Source organism: Streptococcus pseudopneumoniae, assembly GCF_038148955.1.
In the GTDB taxonomy this organism is placed as follows: Bacteria; Bacillota; Bacilli; order Lactobacillales; family Streptococcaceae; genus Streptococcus; species Streptococcus pseudopneumoniae_T.
The window spans coordinates 84,233-105,905 of sequence record NZ_JBBJZY010000002.1 but is presented as its reverse complement, the minus strand read 5'-3'; the positions used below and the strand labels follow the sequence as shown (position 1 = coordinate 105,905).

General features: G+C 40.8%; 16 protein-coding genes. 7 read left to right on the top strand and 9 right to left on the bottom strand.

All coding sequences use genetic code 11. From position 1 onward, the window contains the following. Window positions 1-9 precede the first annotated feature (9 nt). Window positions 10-2,475 (bottom strand): penicillin-binding protein PBP1B, encoded by a 2,466-nt coding sequence (pbp1b, locus tag WKI23_RS01600; RefSeq protein ID WP_368078719.1) that lies wholly within the window; start codon window positions 2,473-2,475, stop codon window positions 10-12. Window positions 2,476-2,616: 141 nt separating this feature from the next. On the opposite strand from pbp1b, the gene tyrS reads away from it, so the two are divergent. After that, a complete protein-coding gene (gene tyrS / locus WKI23_RS01595) occupies window positions 2,617-3,873 on the top strand; it encodes a tyrosine--tRNA ligase (RefSeq protein ID WP_000546884.1) in 1,257 nt (418 codons plus the stop codon). 77 nt (window positions 3,874-3,950) lie between these two features. Here tyrS and WKI23_RS01590 read toward each other — a convergent pair whose 3' ends face one another. Beyond that, window positions 3,951-6,011 carry a heavy metal translocating P-type ATPase gene (locus WKI23_RS01590; protein ID WP_368078718.1) on the bottom strand — a complete coding sequence of 687 codons (2,061 nt, stop codon included), beginning with the start codon at window positions 6,009-6,011 and terminating at the stop codon, window positions 3,951-3,953. A 1-nt stretch (window position 6,012) separates the two neighbouring features. Further along, window positions 6,013-6,291, bottom strand: coding sequence for a DUF6110 family protein (locus WKI23_RS01585; protein ID WP_000910910.1), 279 nt, complete (start codon window positions 6,289-6,291; stop codon window positions 6,013-6,015). Between the two features lie 150 nt (window positions 6,292-6,441). Here WKI23_RS01585 and WKI23_RS01580 point away from each other — a divergent pair, with 150 nt between their 5' ends. Next, window positions 6,442-7,290, top strand: a complete 849-nt coding sequence (locus tag WKI23_RS01580) for a putative RNA methyltransferase (protein WP_368078717.1) — start codon at window positions 6,442-6,444, stop codon at window positions 7,288-7,290. A 153-nt stretch (window positions 7,291-7,443) separates the two neighbouring features. On the opposite strand, the gene WKI23_RS01575 is transcribed toward WKI23_RS01580, so the two are convergent. From WKI23_RS01575 to malQ, 4 genes are all read right to left on the bottom strand, one after another. Then, window positions 7,444-7,800 carry a hypothetical protein gene (locus WKI23_RS01575; protein WP_368078716.1) on the bottom strand — a complete coding sequence of 119 codons (357 nt, stop codon included), beginning with the start codon at window positions 7,798-7,800 and terminating at the stop codon, window positions 7,444-7,446. Next, entirely contained in the window at window positions 7,793-8,611 is an 819-nt protein-coding gene (locus tag WKI23_RS01570) for a hypothetical protein (RefSeq protein WP_368078715.1), read from the bottom strand. Before WKI23_RS01570 ends, WKI23_RS01575 begins: the two co-directional genes overlap by 8 nt. Window positions 8,612-8,932: 321 nt before the next feature. Further along, window positions 8,933-11,191 (bottom strand): glycogen/starch/alpha-glucan family phosphorylase, encoded by a 2,259-nt coding sequence (gene glgP / locus WKI23_RS01565; protein ID WP_368078714.1) that lies wholly within the window; start codon window positions 11,189-11,191, stop codon window positions 8,933-8,935. Window positions 11,192-11,216: 25 nt separating this feature from the next. Next, window positions 11,217-12,782 (bottom strand): 4-alpha-glucanotransferase, encoded by a 1,566-nt coding sequence (gene malQ / locus WKI23_RS01560; protein WP_368078737.1) that lies wholly within the window; start codon window positions 12,780-12,782, stop codon window positions 11,217-11,219. A gap of 505 nt (window positions 12,783-13,287) precedes the next feature. On the opposite strand from malQ, the gene WKI23_RS01555 reads away from it, so the two are divergent. From WKI23_RS01555 to WKI23_RS01535, 5 genes are all read left to right on the top strand, one after another. Continuing rightward, window positions 13,288-14,559, top strand: coding sequence for an extracellular solute-binding protein (locus WKI23_RS01555; RefSeq protein WP_368078713.1), 1,272 nt, complete (start codon window positions 13,288-13,290; stop codon window positions 14,557-14,559). 109 nt (window positions 14,560-14,668) lie between these two features. Continuing rightward, on the top strand, window positions 14,669-15,961 hold the full coding sequence (locus WKI23_RS01550) for a carbohydrate ABC transporter permease (RefSeq protein ID WP_050391110.1): 1,293 nt from the start codon (window positions 14,669-14,671) through the stop codon (window positions 15,959-15,961). 1 nt (window position 15,962) lies between these two features. Next, window positions 15,963-16,805 (top strand): sugar ABC transporter permease, encoded by an 843-nt coding sequence (locus WKI23_RS01545; RefSeq protein WP_050253614.1) that lies wholly within the window; start codon window positions 15,963-15,965, stop codon window positions 16,803-16,805. Window positions 16,806-17,066: 261 nt separating this feature from the next. Continuing rightward, window positions 17,067-17,867, top strand: coding sequence for a DUF1189 domain-containing protein (locus WKI23_RS01540; protein WP_368078712.1), 801 nt, complete (start codon window positions 17,067-17,069; stop codon window positions 17,865-17,867). Window positions 17,868-17,876: 9 nt separating this feature from the next. After that, window positions 17,877-18,863 (top strand): LacI family DNA-binding transcriptional regulator, encoded by a 987-nt coding sequence (locus WKI23_RS01535; protein WP_050261020.1) that lies wholly within the window; start codon window positions 17,877-17,879, stop codon window positions 18,861-18,863. A gap of 108 nt (window positions 18,864-18,971) precedes the next feature. Here WKI23_RS01535 and WKI23_RS01530 read toward each other — a convergent pair whose 3' ends face one another. Together WKI23_RS01530 and aspS are read right to left on the bottom strand one after the other, a co-directional pair. Next, complete coding sequence (locus WKI23_RS01530; protein WP_050261019.1) at window positions 18,972-19,913, bottom strand: YitT family protein; 942 nt, start codon at window positions 19,911-19,913, stop codon at window positions 18,972-18,974. Beyond that, window positions 19,891-21,654: an aspartate--tRNA ligase gene (gene aspS, locus WKI23_RS01525; protein WP_368078711.1), complete on the bottom strand. Its 1,764-nt coding sequence runs from the start codon at window positions 21,652-21,654 to the stop codon at window positions 19,891-19,893. Before aspS ends, WKI23_RS01530 begins: the two co-directional genes overlap by 23 nt. Window positions 21,655-21,673: the final 19 nt, after the last annotated feature.

Here is a 21,673-nt window from a genome sequence, read left to right as displayed (position 1 = left end):
TCATAGAACTTATCGTCTCGTCCTTGAAGAAGAAGGTCGTGTAGCACTTGAGTTGCTACTGTCGCTAGAGCTACTACTTGAATTGCTGGAGCTTGATGGAGTTGGTAGACTCCCCACGATGCTAGCCCAAGCATTCTGATAATCCGCATCACTTCCACCAATAGCAAAGCGATAACTGGTCGCTGGCGCTCCTGTCTTATTAGCCCAATAGCTGGTAACAGTCGAACCTGTGACCTCTACCTCTTTTCCTTCAACAGAAACCTTCCCTGGTTTTTGACCTGTTGATTTCAAGACTTCGGATTTTACGACACTAGGATCTAAAGCGAAGCGCTCGTTCCCCCAAATACTTGGGGAGGCTTGCTGAATCGCATTTACCAGATGAGCCATGTAATTAGAGTTATTGGAATAACCTGCTCTACGTGACAATGAATGATTATCATCATGCCCAATCCAGCCACCTAGGGTTAATCTAGGTGTCGAAAGCATGAGCCACATATTTTCGTCTTGGTTGGTTGTACCAGTCTTCCCAATCCAATCTGCATTAGCTAAAGTAGGATTTAAAGAAGTCAGGTTCGTCTTGAAGGTTGTTGTCACACGAGAGGATAGAACTTCTCGCAACAAGCCCTGCATAATTGTCGCAGTAGCTTTCGAATAGACTTGAACCGGTTTATCCTGATACTCATACACCACTCTACCATCTGCTGCTTCAATCTTTGAAATCACATGCTTCTGATGATAAACCCCGTTATTAGCTAAGGTCTGATAGCCATTGGTATGCTGGGCAACTGTGACTTCAATACCACCACCCATTGGCAGGCTCTCAATACCGTACTCAGGAATCTCGTAGCCCATCTTTTCCATATAACCCTTGACATCAACACCCTTTTCACGGAGCATACGATAGGTCCAGTAAGCCGGGATATTCCATGAATAGTTCAAGGCTTCTCCCAAGGTCATCATTCCTGTCCCCTTGCTATTAGCATACATAATCGGGTTGCCATTGGCAAAGTTTGTTGGATAGTTAGACAGAATCGTCTCACTTCCCATCAAGCCCTGGTCAATAGCAATACCGTAGGCCAGCAAAGGTTTGGTAGTAGAAGCTGGCGAACGTTTAGTATCAAAGGCATGATTGTTTTGATTTTCTTGATAATTGCGACCACCTACAAAGCCTAGGATAGCACCTGTTTGGTTGTCCATCAAGACATTCCCTACTTCTACACGACCTGTTCCATCGTCTAAAAGATAGCCATAGTCAGCAACCGCATTTTGCATAGCAGAATGAATTTTCTGGTCTATGGTAGTAGTAATTTTATAACCACCATTTTCAATTTCCTTGGCTGCCAAATCACGATAAAACTTCTGAGTTGCCTCATTTTTCAACTCCTTAGCGGAGACATTGTCTCTCTGAGCTAGATAGTCATACATACGTTCTTGAGCTTCTGCCAAAGTTGTAAAGTATAAATAGTCTCGTGAAATTCCTGTGACCGTGCCCGATGGTAAAAAGTCCTGTTTAAGGTCATAATCCTTGTATTGAGAATACTCGTCTTTGCTTAAGGCACCTGTACGATACATACTGTAAAGAACTGCCTTAGCCCGTCTTAAGCCAATTTCTAGGTCTTCATCACTCTTCAACTCTCCAGTATTTTCATAGGGAGAGTAAGTAATGGGACTCTGTGGAAGTCCTGCTAAAAATGCTGCTTGAGGAACCGTCAACTGACTGGCATCTACACCGAAAATCCCCTCAGCTGCCTGCTGAGCCCCTGCAATATTCTGTCCCTTATTATTTCGGCCAAAAGGAGCCACATTGAGATAGGTCGTTAAAATCTCATCCTTATTCATGGCGCGTTCCAAGGCAAGAGCATCCACAATCTCTGTCGCCTTACGGGCCAAGGTCGGCGCATCCCCAACCACCTGCTGTTTAATCAGTTGTTGGGTCAAGGTTGACCCCCCACTTGAGGAACCCAAACCTACAAATTTCCCCAAGGTCGCACGAATCACCGCCTTGGGCACTACACCCTTATGTTCTTTAAAGTGTTCATCTTCCGTCGCAATGATAGCCTTCTTCAGATTTTCCGAAATTTGCTCAGATGAGATAGAAGTGCGCAACAAATCACTCTCTATGGAAGCAATCACCGTCCCATCCGCATAGGTAATCTCTGAAATAGAAGAGATGTCCTTGACCTGATGTACCAATTCTTCTGTCTGAGGCACCCGTACCTTGTCAAACAAGGCCACCCCGTACCCCAAAGCAATTCCAGCTCCCAACATTCCTCCTAGAAAACCGAGCACAAAGAGCAAGTTAAATAAAGCTTTTATACTCAGTAAAATAGCTGGAAAAATGGCTGGCTTCTCTAAGGATTTAGATGTTTGGACACTTGAGCCTTTCTTGCCAGGGCTAGCTGATTTTTTATTTTTTTGTTTTTGCTGGAAAAATTCCAGCATTCTTCGTTTTAATTCATTTAATTGATTTTGCATGGATTTCCTCACTCTATCTATTATACCATAAAAGGTAAACTTTCAATAAAATAGCCACTTTCTTCCCTATTCTGCTAGGCTATTGCCCAAGTTTGTGATACAATAGTTAGAAACAATAATTTTAAAAAGGAGAAAAGACACATGCACATTTTTGATGAGCTAAAAGAGCGTGGTTTGATATTTCAAACGACTGATGAAGAAGCTTTGCGTAAAGCCCTAGAAGAAGGTCAAGTTTCTTATTATACTGGCTACGATCCAACTGCTGACAGCCTTCACCTAGGCCACCTTGTCGCAATCTTGACAAGTCGTCGCTTGCAGCTAGCAGGTCACAAACCTTATGCGCTCGTTGGCGGTGCTACAGGTCTCATCGGAGATCCGTCCTTCAAAGATGCTGAACGTAGTCTCCAAACAAAAGACACAGTGGATGGCTGGGTCAAGTCTATCCAAGGACAACTTTCTCGTTTTCTTGACTTTGAAAATGGCGAAAATAAAGCTGTCATGGTCAACAACTACGACTGGTTTGGCAGCATCAGCTTCATTGACTTCCTCCGTGATATTGGAAAATACTTCACTGTCAACTACATGATGAGTAAGGAATCTGTTAAAAAACGGATTGAAACAGGGATTTCTTACACTGAGTTCGCTTACCAAATCATGCAAGGGTACGACTTCTTCGTTCTTAACCAAGACCATAATGTCACTCTTCAAATCGGTGGTTCTGACCAGTGGGGAAATATGACAGCTGGTACCGAATTACTTCGTCGTAAGGCTGACAAGACTGGCCATGTTATCACTGTTCCATTGATTACAGACGCAACTGGTAAGAAATTTGGTAAATCAGAAGGAAACGCAGTCTGGCTCAATCCTGAAAAGACTTCTCCATACGAAATGTACCAATTCTGGATGAACGTTATGGACGCTGACGCTGTTCGCTTCTTGAAAATCTTTACTTTCTTGTCACTTGATGAGATTGAAGACATTCGTAAACAATTTGAAGCAGCTCCACATGAACGCTTGGCTCAAAAAGTCTTGGCTCGTGAAGTTGTCACACTTGTTCACGGAGAAGAAGCCTACAAAGAAGCCCTCAACATCACTGAGCAACTCTTTGCAGGAAACATCAAAAACCTTTCTGTCAAAGAACTCAAACAAGGACTTCGTGGAGTGCCAAACTACCAAGTTCAAGCAGACGAAAACCACAATATCGTGGAACTGCTCGTTTCATCTGGTGTGGTTAACTCAAAACGCCAAGCCCGTGAAGATGTTCAAAACGGAGCTATCTACGTCAACGGCGACCGTATCCAAGACCTTGACTATGTCTTGAGTGACGCAGATAAGCTTGAAAACGAACTGACTGTTATCCGTCGTGGTAAGAAAAAATACTTTGTATTGACTTACTAAACTATTCAACATTTACCTATAAAAAAAGGAGTTAACCTCGAGAAAGGTAACTCCTTTTTGCTGTTAATAGTCCCCACCTATCCCTTAATAGACAGGCTACGCAGTACAATACGTAAGGTTGTTAGATTATGTAAGATAGACAGATTTGAAGGACTGAGCCAATTAAACAAGCCAAAGCCAATCAAACTACTATTTACGACAACGGTATCTTGAATATTCTTCTTGATGAGTGTTTGCAAAGATGATGATAGCCAATCCAACTCTTGGAAGAAATCCAAGCGATTATCTAACAATAAGATATCACTCATCTGCTTAGAAATATCTGCACTCTCATTCATCACCACACCGATATCTGATAGGGTTAGAGCCGCTGAGTCATTCAATCCATCTCCAACCATCAAAATAGTGTGACCTGCTTTCTGCAGTTCCTCTACTAACTCAAATTTCCCATCAGGTTTCAAGTCTGTATAGACCTGATCAAAGGGCAAATCTTTGACTAATTCCTCTGTTCTAACCAGGGTGTCCCCTGTTGCCAGAATCAATTTTTTCCCTTGTGCCTTAAGTTTCTCCAAGGCTGCTTTTGCTTCTTTTCTCAAAGGAGTATGAATGCAGAACATTCCAATCAATTCATTCTGATAAGCCAAGAATAAGAGATTGTAGTGACTCTTGTACTCTTCAATTAAAGCATGTTGCTCTGAACTGATATGAATTTGCTCATCCTGCATTAAGACATAATTCCCAATAACAACTGGTTGCCCATCTATATGAGATTTGATTCCCTTACTTGCGATATATTGGAGTTTCCCATGCATTTCCTCATGTTCAATCCCCTCTATCTCGGCTTGTTTGACAATGGCATTAGCAATAGGATGATAAATGTGTTCCTCAAGACAGGCACTGATTCTGAGAATATCTTCCTCGCTATAGTCCCCAAAAGGTAACACCTTTTCAACTATAGGATAGCTAGTTGTGATTGTTCCTGTCTTATCAAACAAGAAAGTATCGACTTCCAGGTATTTCTCCAGAACATCTCCATCCTTAATCACCATTTCACGGTTCAACCCCTCCTTGATAGCTGTCAAATAAGCTACAGGAGTAGAGATTTTCAAAGCGCAGGAGAAATCAACCAATAGGAATGAAATAGCCTTAGAAAAAGAACCTGTTAATAGGTAAGTCAGCCCAGCCCCCAAGAAATTATATTTGACGACCTTGTCCGCCATCTTGATGAAATAGCGTTGTTTCGTTTTCTTGTTTTCTTCAGATTTCTTCATCAACTCAATCAGTTGTAAAATCCGGCTGTTCATCTGATTATCGGTTACACGAATGCGTAGCTCCCCAGTCTCCAAGACTGTGTTTGCACAAACCAAGTCAGACTCTCTTTTTTCAACTGGAAAACTCTCTCCCGTCAAGGAACTTTCGTTGACCATACCTAAACCTGAAACTACTTGTCCATCAAACAGAATTTCATTTCCTTGAGATAGGACCAAGACATCTCCTATTTGAACATCGGAACTCTTGATACTAACGACCGTATCGCCCTGTACTAAGAATACATCGCTCTCTTTTGCAAGAAGACTCTGTTCTAAATCTGTTGCAGTTTTTTTCAAGGACCACTGATCTAAATGATTCCCCAAATCAAGCATAAACATAATATTACTTGCCGTCTTGGATTGGTTCATAAACAAGGACAATAAAATCGCCGAACAGTCCAAGACTTCCATCGTTAGTTCCTTACGCGCTAGTGTTTGATAGGCTTCTCTAATATAACCCAAAGCCTGATAACAAGTCCATATATAGCGAATAGGATACGGCACAAAACTACGAAAAATCATACGCTTAATCGCTGCACCTGAAACAATAGAATAAGCACTCTCTTCTCTACGAATGGGAAGAGTCATCAACTCAGAAACTTTCCCTTTATCAATTCTTTTTAAAAAGGCTTCTGCATTATCTAATACAGAAAAGCCTTCTTTTATGCGTAGAGTAAAGTGCTGTTGATCCATGTAAAACTGGATAGACTCAATCCCCTTTTCATCTCTCGCCAAGGAACGAAGATAGTCTTGAATATCCAAGGTGAGTGAAAAAGAAGATGATAGTCGGATATGTTGGTATCCTCTATGTAGCACTTTAAAAGACATATTATTCTCCTATAAGGCTATCTAATTGCTCTTCTTTTTTCTCTTGCTCATACAAATATTTGGCATCTTGCAAGACATCGTCTCCATGTTGCTTCACAACAGAAACAGATGCATCTAGCCCGTCTTTCAACTTGTAAGCCTTAGCCAAAGCTTTAGAATAACCTTTTTTAGCTTCCTTACTTGCTAAGATTTTCAAACCAAGGGTACCAAATGCGACACCACCTAAAAAGAGTGATGATTTTTTCGCAACTTTTGCAACGGTTAATACTTCTTTTAACATACTTATTTCCTCCTTATCATTATTATATAGCATTTTGGATATAAAAGCAATTTAATTTTGGTACTTTGAAAAGTAATGATACTACTATTTAATTTTATTACAAATCATCCTAAAGTTGCTTTCATTTGCCTCTTTTGATACACTTAAACTATGAATACAAACCTCAAACCCAAACTCCAGCGTTTTGCTTCTGCGACTGCCTTTGCCTGTCCTATCTGTCAAGAAAATCTGACTCTGCTAGAGAGCAGTCTCAAGTGCTGTAATCGCCATTCTTTTGACCTGGCGAAATTTGGCTATGTCAATCTAGCCCCTCAAATCAAGCAATCTGTCAACTACGACAAGGAAAACTTTCAAAACCGGCAACAAATCCTAGAAGCCGGCTTTTATCAGGCTATTTTAGAAGGTGTATCGGACTTGCTAGCAAGCTCAAAAACTACCACAACAATCTTGGATATTGGTTGTGGCGAAGGTTTCTACTCTCGAAAACTCCAAGAAAGTCATCCTGACAAAACCTTCTATGCCTTTGATATTTCCAAAGATTCCGTCCAAATCGCTGCCAAGAGTGAACCAAACTGGGCAGTCAATTGGTTCGTTGGTGACTTGGCTCGTCTTCCTATAAAAGATGCCAGCATGGACATTCTGCTTGATATCTTTTCGCCTGCCAACTATGGAGAATTTCGTCGCGTTTTATCCAAAGACGGTATCTTGATAAAGGTTATCCCAACTGAAAATCACCTCAAGGAAATCCGTCAAAGGGTCCAAGACCAGCTGACAAACAAGGATTATTCTAACCAAGATATTAAAAATCATTTCCAAGAACACTTTACCATCCTATCTAGTCAAACTGCCTCTCTGACTAAGACTATCACAGCAGAGCAGCTCCAAGCCCTACTCAGCATGACCCCTCTCCTCTTTCACGTTGACCAGACCAAAATTGACTGGAGCCAACTGACAGAGATTACCATCGAAGCAGAGATTTTGGTTGGGAAAGCACGGTAAATTAGATTTTGATATACTACAACACCCGTACCTTAGAGGTACGGGTGTAATTTTATTTTGCTAATGTATTATTTTTTAGGGAAAAGAAAAATTTCTGATATAAGATTATATATTTATTTGGACATAATAAACCACTAATGGTACAACTATGATTTAGTTAGACATCGCTCGTTTAAATTCGTGTATACAAGTCTCGTTTAATTTTTGTAGCTCATTTTCAGCTTTTATATTATCTAAAATACGTGATTTTCTTGAATTAAAGAAATCAATATCTAAAAAATCTTTAGCGAAAGAATTTTCTTCATTTTCAACTTTTATATTATCTAAAAAAACTTTAACGAAAGAATTTTCTTCATTTTCAGCTTTTATATTATCTAAAAAAACTTTAACGAAAGAATTTTCTTCATTTTCAGCTTTTATATTAGCTAAAAAAACTTTAGCGAAAGAATTTTCTTCATTAGAGGATAACTGTCCTTTTTGCAAAGCAAAACGAATACTATTTTTACTCATCTTTTAAGCCTCCTTCAATCATATTTATAAAGATTATAACTTTACTAATACGTGAATATATATTATCTAACCCATTCACAATTAGTTCACCTAAACGTTCTTCAACTTCAGTGGGAACATTTTTATAGTCAATAGTAACCACTTTTTCTCCCTGAATTGGAAAAGCGCTTATTGATTTATAGCGACTATCTAATAAGTATTTTTCCCAATCAGGATCTGATTCTAAATGATTTGATAATTGCTTTGTTCGTTTTCTAAATGCTCTTCCCGCAATAGAATTATTAATATCTAATTCCCTAGTACTTGAACGTAAAAAAGTGGCACTTCTAGCGATGATATTCAATTTATCTTCGCTTCCTTCTTTATTTGAAAGTCCCCATACAGATATTCGACATTTATTTTCAGAATTAAATTCGCTAGTCAACACATCAATGTATCTTTGGACAGCAGCAATTAATACATCGTAGATCTCATTGATACGTTCGATTTTCACCTCCTTGCTATCATCCGAAACTTCAATAATTCGAACAATTTGATCTTCTAAAGTCAGTATAATTTCTTCCAGAAGTTCAAAATTGGTTTTTAATAAGGTGTTAAAATATCTAATCTGTCTATTTTCTTCCAAAAGTTGCTGATTTTGCTTAGATAAATTAAATACTCTTGATTCCTTATCAACAGCATTTGCATATTTCCAAATCGTATAAATTATAAAAACAAATACTAAAGCTACTCCAACAACCGTAAGTACAGAGATAATAATTCTGGCCCAATCAGGCAGATTTGCAAAAATTTGAGAAATTAATTCACTCATGATTGCTCCTAGCATATGAAAAGTTTATGTAGTATTAATACTTTTGTTAATTGTTATTATATTCTACCGTAAGTTTCATATTTTTTCAAGAAAAAATATGAAACTTATTTGTACTACTGGTCTATTGATGTACGATCAAATGAGTTACGAGCATCCAATCATCTTTTTATATAATCTTATTGGTATTTTCCATATTTAGATTTGAAAAGTAATTTACATACAAACTATATAATTTAAAATTAATCACTAAAATTAATTGACGGAGTTCCTCGTAGTAAAAACGCATCTACAGTACAAATAGATGCGTTTTTACTTTATATCTTAGTTCAAGTGCCAGATATCTTCGTTGTATTGAGCGATTGTACGGTCAGATGAGAAGAATCCTGCTTTAGAAATGTTTACGATGACTTTATCCAACCATGCGTCGCGGTCTTCGTAGTCAGCAAGCATTTGCTCTTTAACCTTGATGTAATCTTCCAAGTCAAGAAGAGTCATGAACCAGTCCTTGTTGATCAATTCATTGTAAAGACGTTCCAAGCGCTCTTTGTTTCCAGCTGCAAGAACTGCATCGCTAACGATGAAGTCAACCAATGGTTTGATAGCTTTACGAGCGTAGAATTCGCTTGATTTGTAAGCTGCTTTTGCGTAAAGGTCGATAACAGTTTCTGAATCTTCACCGAAGATGTAGATGTTTTCATCTCCAACCAACTCAGCGATTTCCACGTTAGCACCGTCCATAGTACCAAGAGTCAAAGCTCCGTTCAACATGAATTTCATGTTACCAGTACCTGAAGCCTCTTTAGAAGCAAGTGAGATTTGTTCTGAGATATCACATGCTGGGATAAGGAAGCTTGCTGCAGTAACGTTGTAGTTTTCAACCATAACCACTTGCAAGTGTGGAGCTACTGCTGGATCGTTAGCAATAACTTCTGACATGCAAAGGATCAAGTGGATGATGTCTTGAGCGATTTTGTAGGCTGGAGCTGCTTTACCACCAAAGAAGATTGTGATTGGGCGAGCAGGAATGTTACCAGCTTTGATGTCAAGGTATTTGTGGATCACGTACAAAGCGTTCATTTGTTGGCGTTTGTACTCGTGAAGACGTTTGATTTGGATATCAAAGATAGAGTTTGGATTGATTTCCACACCTTGGTGTTCTTTCAAGTGACGAGCCAATTTACGTTTGTTGTGAGCCTTGATGCTTTCCAATTTTTCTTTGACAGCTGCTTTATCTTCGTAAGACAAGAGTTTTTCAAGCTCATCTGCTTCATGGTGCCAACCGTCTCCAAGAATCTCATCCAAGTAGTGAGACAAGCTTGGGTTAGCATGCATGAGCCAACGACGGAAAGTGATACCGTTTGTTTTGTTGTTGAATTTTTCTGGGTAAAGGTCGTAGAAAGCTTTCAACTCAGAATTTTTCAAGATTTCAGTGTGGAGTGCCGCTACCCCGTTAACGCTGTATCCATAGTGGATATCCATGTGAGCCATGTGAACACGTCCGCTCTCATCGATGATTTGAACAGCTGGATCTTTGTATTCTGCTTTCACACGACGGTCCAATTCTTCGATGATTGGTACCAAGTGAGGAACCACTTCTTGCAAGAATTCAAGAGGCCATTTTTCAAGGGCTTCAGCAAGGATTGTGTGGTTAGTGTAGGCAGTCATGCTACGAACGATTGAGATTGCTTCGTCAAGCTCGATACCACGTGCAGTCAAAAGACGGATCAATTCAGGAATCACCATTGATGGGTGAGTGTCGTTGATTTGTACAACAGCGTAGTCAGCAAGGTCATGCAAGTTGCTTCCTTTTTCGATTGCTTCGTCGATGATCAATTGCGCACCGTTTGAAACCATGAAGTATTGTTGGAAGATACGGAGCAATTCACCTTGACGGTCACTATCATCTGGGTAAAGGAAGAGAGTCAAGTTGCGAGCAATGTCTGTCTTATCAAAGTTGATACCATCTTTAATAATAGAAGAGTCAACTGAATCCAAGTCAAACAAACGCAAGCGGTTTTTAGTTGCTGTCTCATAACCAGTAACATCAATATCGTAAAGAGTTGATGTCAAAGTAAAGTCTGCAAATGGTACTTGGTAGCTACGGCTTGAGCGAACCAACCAGTTTTGCTCTGTCAACCATGCATTTGGAATTGTTTCTTGTTGGTTGTTTTTAAGAACTTGTTGGAAAAGACCAAAGTGGTAGTTAAGACCAACACCATCACCATTCAAACCAAGAGTCGCAATTGAGTCGATAAAGCAGGCAGCCAAACGTCCCAAACCACCATTACCAAGAGATGGTTCTAATTCAACTTCTTCAACTTCGATCAAGTCTTTACCTGCAGCAGCAAGTTCTTTTTTGACATCGTCGTAAAGACCAAGGTTGATCAAGTTGTTTGACAAGAGTTTACCAATCAAGAACTCAGCTGAGATGTAGTAAACTTTTTTCTTACCAGTGTTGACTGGTTTTTGGCTGCTTGCAAGCTTGCTGTAGTTAAGAAGAGCAAGGTAAAGCTCTTCATTGCTACATTCTGCAATGGTTTTATTGTAACGATTTTGTACAAATTCTTGTAGTGATAACATGTTTAGTTGTCTCCTGATTATTGTCTTATTTCTTTAATTCTACCAAATTTTCATTGATTCGGCGATAAATTGTTGTCAAGTCAAGCAAACCTTCCTCGACAGCTGGTGTCAATTGATTTTCAGTCATACGCCAAGACCAGTTTCCACCAAGGGTAGATGGGAAGTTCATACGAGCTGTCTCATCCAATTCAAGCAAATCTTGCATAGTTGCAATTGCCATGAAGCTAACTGATGAAAAGACTGTACGAAGCATAGCATGTGGAACTGTTTCGTATTCTTTACGGTTAGTGTAGCGAGCCATGTACTCACGAGTCGCATCATCGATCTCGTTACGGTACCAACCAAGAACCGTGTTGTTATCGTGTGTTCCTGTGTACATAACTGAGTTAGCAGGTGCCAAGTGTGGGCTATCGATACTTTCGTCTTCTGGGTTGAAGGCAAATTGAAGAATCTTCATTCCTGGGAAGCCAGTACGTTCACGCAATTCGATAACTTCGTCTGTCATGAAACCAAGGTCTTCTGCGATGATGTTTAACTCACCAAGTTCTTCCTTAACGGCTGCAAAAAGCTTGTAGCCAGGACCTTTCACCCATTCACCAGGTGCTGCTGTATCGGAACCAGCAGGGATTTCCCAGTAAGATTCGAAGCCACGGAAGTGGTCGATACGAACGATGTCGTAGATTTTGAAGCTTTCACGCAAGCGTTCAATCCACCATTTGTAGCCGTCTTTGTCCATTGCTTCCCAGTCATAGATTGGGTTACCCCAAAGCTGACCAGTTGCAGAAAATTCATCTGGTGGGCATCCGGCGATGCAAGTAGCCTTACCATTGACATCTGTCTTGAAGAGATGTGGATTTGCCCACATATCGCTTGAATCTTCCGCTACGTAGATTGGCATGTCCCCAACGATTTCGATGTGGTTGTCGTTTGCGTAAGCTTTCAATTTCAACCATTGTTGGAAGAAGAAGTACTGAGTCACACGGTGGTAAACCAACTTGTCTGCCAATTGCTCACGGTAGCTTTCAAGTGCTGAAGCTTTACGAGCACGAGCATCTGCATCTGGCCATTCTGTCCAAGCAAGATTTTCAAAATGCTCTTTGATAGCCATATACTCAGCAAAGAGCTCAAGCCATGATTGGTTATCTTGAGCAAATTTCTCAAAATCTTTAACATCTCCGACTTCAAAGAAACGTTTCACAGCTTTTTCTAAAAGAGGACGACGTGCATAGTAGATTTTAGCATAGTCAACTTCAGACGCATCGCTACCAAAGTCAACTCCTTCAAGGTCACTTGCTTCCAACAAACCTTGCTCCACCAAGATATCTAAATCGATAAAATGAGTGTTTCCTGCAAAGGCTGAGAAAGATTGGTAAGGAGAATCTCCGTAACTAGTTGTTCCTAATGGAAGGATTTGCCAGTAACGTTGTTTGGTACGAACCAAGAAATCAACGAAGTCATAAGCACTTTGACCAAATGATCCGATTCCGTAGGCTCCAGGGAGAGAAGAGATGTGCATCAACACACCACTTTGACGTTTTTTCATAATAGCACCTCGTGTGTTAAAATAATGGAACGTTGCGTATTTTTGCAGACGCAAACGTTTGCGCTACTTATAAGTATACTCCTTTTCAAGCATAATTGCAAGCGTTTTTAAAAAAACTTTTTTGATTATTTTTAAGGAGCTAATCCATTTTAGCAAAGATAACTTAAAACTATCTAATCCTAAAGTTTGAAGCTCACAGGACTAGTCCACAAAGGGCAAACCCTCCCTAGGAAACTGGGATTTAGATGTGAACAGGCACAAGAGTCTATAGAAAATAGAGAGAGATTAGAAACAGGGAGGTAGCCCCTCCTGATTTCCCTCTTTAGACAGATTCCATCTATTTTTTATTAAAAATAGTGTATGCTTATCTATTTCACACTTTTCTTCTATTAAAAAGCAAAATCATGCTATCAAATCAAGCTTAAAATTTTTTTAAAATTTTTAACAAAAACACTTGCAACCGTTTTCTATTTGTGCTATACTAAGCTCATAAAGGAAAACGTTTGCGTTTTTCTTGTCAATAAAACTTGTTATTCTTTAGGAGGAATACACTATGTCATCTAAATTCATGAAGAGCGCTGCTGTGCTTGGAACTGTTACACTTGCTAGCTTGCTTTTGGTAGCTTGCGGAAGCAAAACTGCTGATAAGCCTGCTGATTCTGGTTCATCTGAAGCCAAAGAACTCACTTTCTACGTTGAAGACCAATACAAAGCTTATGCTGAAACAGTTGCCAAAGCTTATAAAGAGCAATCAGGCACAACAATTAACATCAAATCTGGTGACCAACTTGGTGGACTTGACAAACTTTCTCTTGACAACCAATCTGGTCAAGCTGCTGACGTTATGATGGCACCATACGACCGTGTGGGTAGCCTTGGTTCTGACGGTCAACTTTCAGAAGTGAAATTGAGCGATGGTGCTAAAACAGAAGATACAACTAAATCTCTTGTAACAGCTGCTGACGGTAAAGTTTACGGTGCTCCTGCCGTTATCGAGTCACTTGTTATGTACTATAACAAAGACTTGGTAAAAGAAGCTCCAAAAACTTTTGCTGAACTAGAAGAACTTGCTAAAGATAGCAAATATGCCTTCGCTGGAGAAGATGGAAAAACTTCTGCTTTCCTAGCTGACTGGACAAACTTCTACTATGCATACGGACTTCTTGCTGGTAACGGCGCTTACGTATTCGGACAAAACGGTAAAGACCCTAAAGACATCGGTCTTGCAAACGACGGTTCTATCGCAGGTATCAACTACGCTAAATCTTGGTATGAAAAATGGCCTAAAGGTATGCAAGATGGTACAGCTGCTGGAAACTTGATTCAAACTTCATTCCAAGAAGGTAAAACAGCTGCTATCATTGATGGTCCTTGGAAAGCTCAAGCCTTTAAAGATGCTAAAGTAAACTACGGTGTTGCAACTATCCCAACTCTTCCAAACGGGAAAAACTACGCAGCATTCGGTGGTGGTAAAGCTTGGATCATCCCATCAAGCACTAAGAACCTTGAAGCTGCACAAAAATTTGTAGACTTCCTTGTTTCAACTGAACAACAAAAAGCTTTCTACGATGCAACTAACGAAATTCCAGCGAACACTGAAGCTCGTTCATACGCTGAAGGTAAAAACGATGAGTTGACAACAGCTGTTATCAAACAGTTCAAGAACGCTCAACCAATTCCAAACATCTCTCAAATGTCTGCAGTTTGGGAACCAGCTGCTAACATGCTCTTTGATGCTGTAAGTGGTAAGAAAGATGCTAAAACAGCTGCTAACGATGCTGTAACATTGATCAAAGAAACAATCAAACAAAAATTTGGTGAATAAAAAATTTGTTCAAGGGGGGTGGAATTCAAATCCCCCTTTGAATTTATCAATAGAAACATAAATAGTTTAGGTTTTATCTAAAAACCAGTATCCTATGAAAGGAGTTATTATGGAAAAGCAACAACCTAGTAAAGCAGCCCTGCTGTCTATCATTCCTGGGTTAGGACAGATTTACAATAAACAAAAAGCCAAAGGTTTTATCTTCCTTGGTGTAACCATCGTATTTGTCCTTTACTTCCTAGCACTTGCAGCCCCTGAATTGAGCAATCTCATCACTCTTGGTGACAAGCCAGGTCGTGACAATTCCCTCTTTATGCTGATTCGTGGTGCCTTCCATTTAATCTTTGTAGTCGTTTATGTACTCTTTTATTTCGCAAATATCAAAGATGCACATACGATTGCAAAACGCATTAACAATGGAATTCCAGTTCCACGTACCCTCAAAGACATGATCAAAGGGATTTATGAAAATGGCTTCCCTTACCTCTTGATCATCCCATCTTATGTTGCCATGACCTTCGCGATTATCTTCCCAGTTATCGTAACCTTGATGATCGCCTTTACTAACTATGACTTCCAACACTTACCACCAAACAAATTGTTGGACTGGGTTGGTTTAACAAACTTTAGTAATATCTGGAGTTTGAGTACCTTCCGTTCTGCCTTCGGTGCCGTTCTTTCTTGGACTATCATCTGGGCTTTGGCTGCCTCAACCTTACAGATCGTCATCGGTATCTTCACAGCTATCATTGCTAACCAACCATTTATCAAAGGAAAACGTATCTTTGGTGTTATTTTCCTTCTTCCTTGGGCTGTCCCAGCCTTCATCACTATCTTGACATTTTCAAACATGTTTAACGATAGTGTCGGAGCCATCAACACTCAAGTATTGCCAATCTTGGCTAAATTCCTTCCTTTCCTTGATGGTGCTCTTATCCCTTGGAAAACAGACCCAACTTGGACTAAGATTGCCTTGATTATGATGCAAGGTTGGCTTGGATTCCCATACATCTACGTTTTGACCTTGGGTATCTTGCAATCTATTCCTAACGACCTTTACGAAGCAGCTTATATTGACGGTGCTAATGCTTGGCAAAAATTCCGTAACATCACTTTCCCAATGATCTTGGCTGTTGCGGCACCTACTTTGATCAGTCAATACACCTTCAACTTTAACAACTTCTCTATCATGTACCTCTTCAACGCTGGAGGACCTGGTAGTGTCGGTGGTGGAGCTGGTTCAACCGACATCTTGATTTCATGGATTTACCGTTTGACAACAGGTACATCTCCTCAATACTCAATGGCGGCAGCTGTTACCTTGATTATCTCTATCATTGTCATCTCAATCTCTATGATCGCATTCAAGAAACTACACGCATTTGATATGGAGGATGTCTAAGATGAATAACTCAATTAAACTCAAACGTAGACTGACTCAAACCCTTACTTACCTCTACTTGATTGGTCTCTCAATCGTGATTATCTATCCACTGTTGATTACCATCATGTCAGCCTTCAAGACTGGTAACGTAGTAGCCTTTAAACTAGACAATAACGTCGACTTTAGTTTTGCTAACTTCCAAGGACTCTTCACGGAAACCTTGTACGGTACTTGGTACCTCAACACTTTGATTATCGCCTTAATTACTATGGCCGTTCAAACAAGTATCATCGTACTTGCTGGTTATGCCTACAGCCGTTACAACTTCTTGGCTCGTAAGCAAAGTTTGATCTTCTTCTTGATTATTCAAATGGTGCCAACCATGGCCGCTTTGACAGCCTTCTTCGTTATGGCACTTATGTTGAACGCCCTTAACCACAGCTGGTTCCTCATCTTCCTCTACGTTGGTGGTGGTATTCCGATGAATGCTTGGCTCATGAAAGGCTACTTCGATACAGTGCCAATGTCTTTAGACGAATCTGCAAAACTAGACGGTGCAGGACACTTCCGCCGCTTCTGGCAAATTGTTCTTCCACTTGTTCGCCCAATGGTTGCCGTACAAGCTCTCTGGGCCTTCATGGGACCTTTTGGGGACTACATCCTCTCTAGTTTCTTGCTTCGTGAGAAAGAATACTTTACTGTTGCCGTAGGTCTCCAAACCTTCGTTAACAATGCGAAAAACATGAAGATTGCCTACTTCTCAGCAGGTGCTATCCTCATCGCCCTTCCAATCAGTATTCTCTTCTTTTTCCTACAAAAGAACTTTGTTTCAGGACTTACAAGCGGTGGCGACAAGGGATAATATATCCCCGCCACCCTTTTTCATTTTATACTCTTCGAAAATCTATTCAAACCACGTCAGCTTCCATCTGCAACCTCAAAACAGTGTTTTGAGCAACCTGCAGCTAGCTTCCTAGTTTGCTCTTTGATTTTCATTGAGTATTAGCGATTGTTACTGTAAGTAATGTCCTTACAACAAGCAATTTTTCTCCTAGACTTGAAATAAAGCGCATTTCTCTATATAATAATACTCATATAGAAAACACCTTTTAGAAAGATACCTATGCTTCCATATCCATTTTCCTATTTTTCAAGTATTTGGGGATTTCGTAAGCCCCTGTCCAAACGTTTCGGGCTCAACTGGTTTCAGCTTCTATTTACCAGTATCTTCCTTATCAGCTTGTCTATGGTACCCATTGCCATCCAAAACAGCTCCCAGGAGACTTATCCGCTAGAAACCTTTATCGATAATGTCTATGAACCATTGACAGATGAGGTTGTCCAGGATCTCTCTGAGCATGCTAAAATTGTTGATGGCAATTTAACTTATACAGGAACTGCCAATCAAGCGACTTCTCTTGTGATCGGTCCAAGTCCAAGCAAAGAATTACCGAAAGACTTGCAACTGCATTTCGATACAAATGAGCTAGTCATCAGCAAGGAAAGTAAAGAGTTGACACGCATCTATTACCGAGCTATTCAGACTGAGAGTTTCAAAAGCAAGGACAGCTTGACCCAAGCAATTTCTAAAGACTGGTACCAACAAAATCGTGTCTATATCAGTCTCTTCCTAGTTCTCGGTGCCAGCTTCCTCTTTGGTTTGAATTTCTTTATCGTCTCTCTAGGGGCGAGTCTTCTCCTTTATATCACTAAGAAATCACGCCTCTTTTCATTTAGAACCTTTAAAGAGTGCTACCATTTTATCTTAAACTGTTTAGGATTGCCGACTCTGATTACGCTTATTTTGGGATTATTTGGCCAAAATATGTCAACCCTCATCACTGTACAAAACATTCTTTTTGTCCTTTATCTGGTCACTATCTTTTATAAAACACATTTCCGTGATCCAGATTACCATAAATAGGAGATTTTTATGCCCGTTACGATTAAAGACGTGGCCAAGGCTGCTGGTGTTTCGCCTTCAACCGTAACCCGTGTTATTCAAAATAAATCAACCATTAGCGACGAAACAAAAAAACGCGTTCGCAAGGCTATGAAGGAGCTCAATTACCACCCCAACCTCAACGCTCGTAGCTTGGTGAGTAGCTATACTCAGGTGATTGGTTTGGTTCTTCCTGATGACTCAGACGCCTTCTACCAGAATCCTTTCTTTCCATCAGTCCTACGTGGCATCTCTCAAGTCGCCTCTGAAAACCATTACGCTATTCAGATAGCAACAGGAAAAGATGAGAAGGAGCGTCTCAACGCTATTTCACAAATGGTCTACGGCAAGCGTGTAGATGGGCTGATCTTTCTCTATGCCCAAGAAGAAGATCCCCTCGTCAAACTCGTCGCAGAAGAACAGTTCCCCTTCCTTATCCTCGGGAAGTCCCTGTCTCCTTTCATCCCCCTTGTCGACAACGATAATGTTCAAGCTGGTTTTGATGCGACTGAATATTTTATCAAAAAAGGCTGCAAACGCATTGCCTTTATCGGAGGAAGCAAAAAGCTCTTCGTGACCAAAGACCGTTTAACAGGCTATGAACAGGCGCTTAAACATTACAAACTTACCACTGACACCAATCGCATCTACTTTGCAGACGAGTTTCTGGAAGAAAAGGGCTATAAATTTAGTAAGCGATTATTCAAGCACGATCCACAAATTGATGCTATCATCACAACCGATAGCCTCCTAGCTGAAGGGGTCTGTGACTATATTGCCAAACACCAGCTGGATGTCCCTGTTCTCAGCTTTGACTCGGTTAATCCCAAGCTCAACTTGGCAGCCTATATAGATATCAATAGCCTAGCCCTCGGACGCACTTCTTTAGAAACTATTCTCTGCATCATCAATGATTCTAAAGAAAATAGACAAATCTGCTACCGTCAGTTGATTGCCCACAAAATTATTGAAAAATAAGAGACTGGGCAAAAAGTCGTTAAAAGCAAAAAACGCAGACTATCAGGTATTGAAAAAACTTGATAGGCTGCGTTTTATTGTGGGAAGACTCATTTTAAGTACTAGTCACTAATTATCTATCTCAACAAATCTTCCTAGAATATGAACATTTTCCGATACAGAGACAAAGGCACCTGGATCCACTTGTGTCATAATCTGTTTAAATTCATTAAACTCTGCACGTGTAATGACAGTGATTAAAACTGCCTTTCTCTCGTGATTATAGGTTCCTTCTGCATCGTGGATCATGGTTGCTCCGCGGTGCAATTTTTTATGGATTTTTTCAATGACCTTGTCTGGATGATTGGTCACAATCATGGCCTGCATACGTTTTTGCTTGGTAAAGACCGCATCTGTCACACGGCTAGAGACAAAGATGGTAATCATAGAGTAAAGAGCGTATTTCCAACCAAAGGTCAAACCCGCTATCAGCATGATGGTCCCATTTACCAAGAAAGAAATACTGCCGACATTCTTACCTGTTTTCTTGCGAATAGTCAGACTGACAATATCCGTTCCACCACTGGAGATATTGTTTCGAAGAGCAAAACCAATCCCCAAGCCCATGACAACACCCCCAAAAAGGGCATTGATAATAGGATCCTCCGTCAAGGTTGCCACAGGGACAAACTGGATAAAGAAGGAACTCATGGATACCGTGATAAAGGTAAAAACGGTGAATTTATGGCCAATCTGATACCAAGCCAAGACCATCAAAGGAAAATTGATAGCGTAGAAGGTCAGCGAAATCGGAATATGAAAACCAAACCAGTGATTACTCAAGGCAGAGATAATCTGTGCCAAACCTGTCGCACCACTCGAATATACATGCCCTGGTTGGAAAAAGAAATTGACCGCTACTGCTGATAGAAAACCATAGACCAGAGAGGCCGAAATCTTCTCATCATATTTTTCCCGAGAGATGCTTTGTAAGACACGTAAAATTTTTATCTGATAAGCAAAGCGACGCAGATAATAGCGCCACCGCTTAATTCGTTTTGCTTGTTTCATCTTCTTCTACTTGTAAGCTGAGTTCCTCTAGTTGTTTGAGAGCGACTGTTGAAGGAGCTTGTGTCATTGGGTCAGTCGCCTTGTTGTTCTTAGGAAAGGCAATAACTTCACGGATATTTTCTTCTCCAGCAAGCAACATAACAAATCGGTCAAGTCCGATAGCCAAACCACCGTGTGGTGGGAAACCATAGTCCATGGCTTCAAGAAGGAAACCAAACTGGTCATTTGCTTCTTCAGCTGAGAAACCAAGGGCCTTGAACATGCGTTCTTGAAGGTCTTTTTGGTTGATACGAAGGCTACCACCACCAAGCTCATAACCGTTCCAGACGATATCGTAAGCAATGGCACGAACCTTAGCCAAATCACCTTCTAATTCGTGAGCTGTCTCTTCCTGTGGAAGGGTGAACGGATGGTGGGCGCTCATGTAGCGGCCTTCTTCTTCAGACCATTCAAACATTGGCCAGTCAACCACCCAAAGGAAGTTGAATTTATCGTTATCAATCAAACCAAGCTCTTTGGCAATACGTCCACGAAGGGCACCCAGTGTTGCATTAGCCACTTCAAGCGTATCCGCCACAAAGAGAACCAAGTCCTTGTCTTCAAGAGCAAGCGCTGTTGTCAATTCTGCTTGGATGCCAGTCAAGAACTTAGCAACTGGTCCGTTTAATTCTCCATCCACAACCTTGACCCAAGCAAGACCTTTGGCACCGTACTGTTTGGCTACTTCGGTCATCTTGTCGATGTCTTTACGTGAATAGTTGTCCGCAGCTCCTTTGACCACAATGGCTTTCACAGCAGGTGCTTCTGAGAAGACTTTAAAGTCCACACCTTTGACCACTTCGGTCAAGTCCTGAAGCAACATGTCAAAACGGGTATCAGGTTTATCAGAACCGTAAAGAGCCATGGCATCGTCATACTTCATACGAGGGAATGGAAGGGTTACTTCGATGCCTTTTGTTTCCTTCATCACTCGGGCAATCAATCCTTCTGTGATATCTTGGATTTCTTGCTCAGTAAGGAATGAAGTTTCCAAGTCGACCTGAGTGAACTCAGGCTGGCGGTCTCCACGCAAGTCCTCGTCACGGAAACATTTAACGATTTGATAATAACGGTCAAAACCAGCATTCATCAAGAGCTGTTTCGTGATTTGTGGACTTTGAGGAAGCGCGTAAAAATGCCCTCTATTAACACGAGACGGTACCAAGTAGTCACGCGCCCCTTCTGGTGTTGACTTAGAAAGGAATGGTGTCTCCACGTCGATAAACTCCAACTCATCCAAGTAGTTACGGATAGAGTGGGTCACCTTAGCACGAAGTTTAAGATTTTCCAACATTTCTGGACGACGAAGGTCAAGGTAACGGTAACGCAAACGTGTATCGTCATTGGCCTCAATGCCATCCTTAATCTCAAATGGTGTTGTTTTAGCTGTATTGAGCACAGTAAGAGCTGTCACGTTTAACTCAACCGCACCAGTTGGCAACTTATCATTGGCTTGCTCACGCGCAGCGACCTGACCAGTCACCTCGATAACAAATTCGCTACGAAGACTTTCAGCTGTTGCCATGACCTCTGCAGATACTTTTTCAGGGTTGATAACCAACTGCATGATCCCTTCACGGTCACGAAGGTCGATAAAGATCAAACCACCCAGGTCACGACGACGGCCAACCCATCCTTTCAAGGTAATTTCTTGTCCGATGTGTTCCTCACGAACACGACCAGCATACATACTACGTTTCATTGTTTCTCTCCTCTTTTAT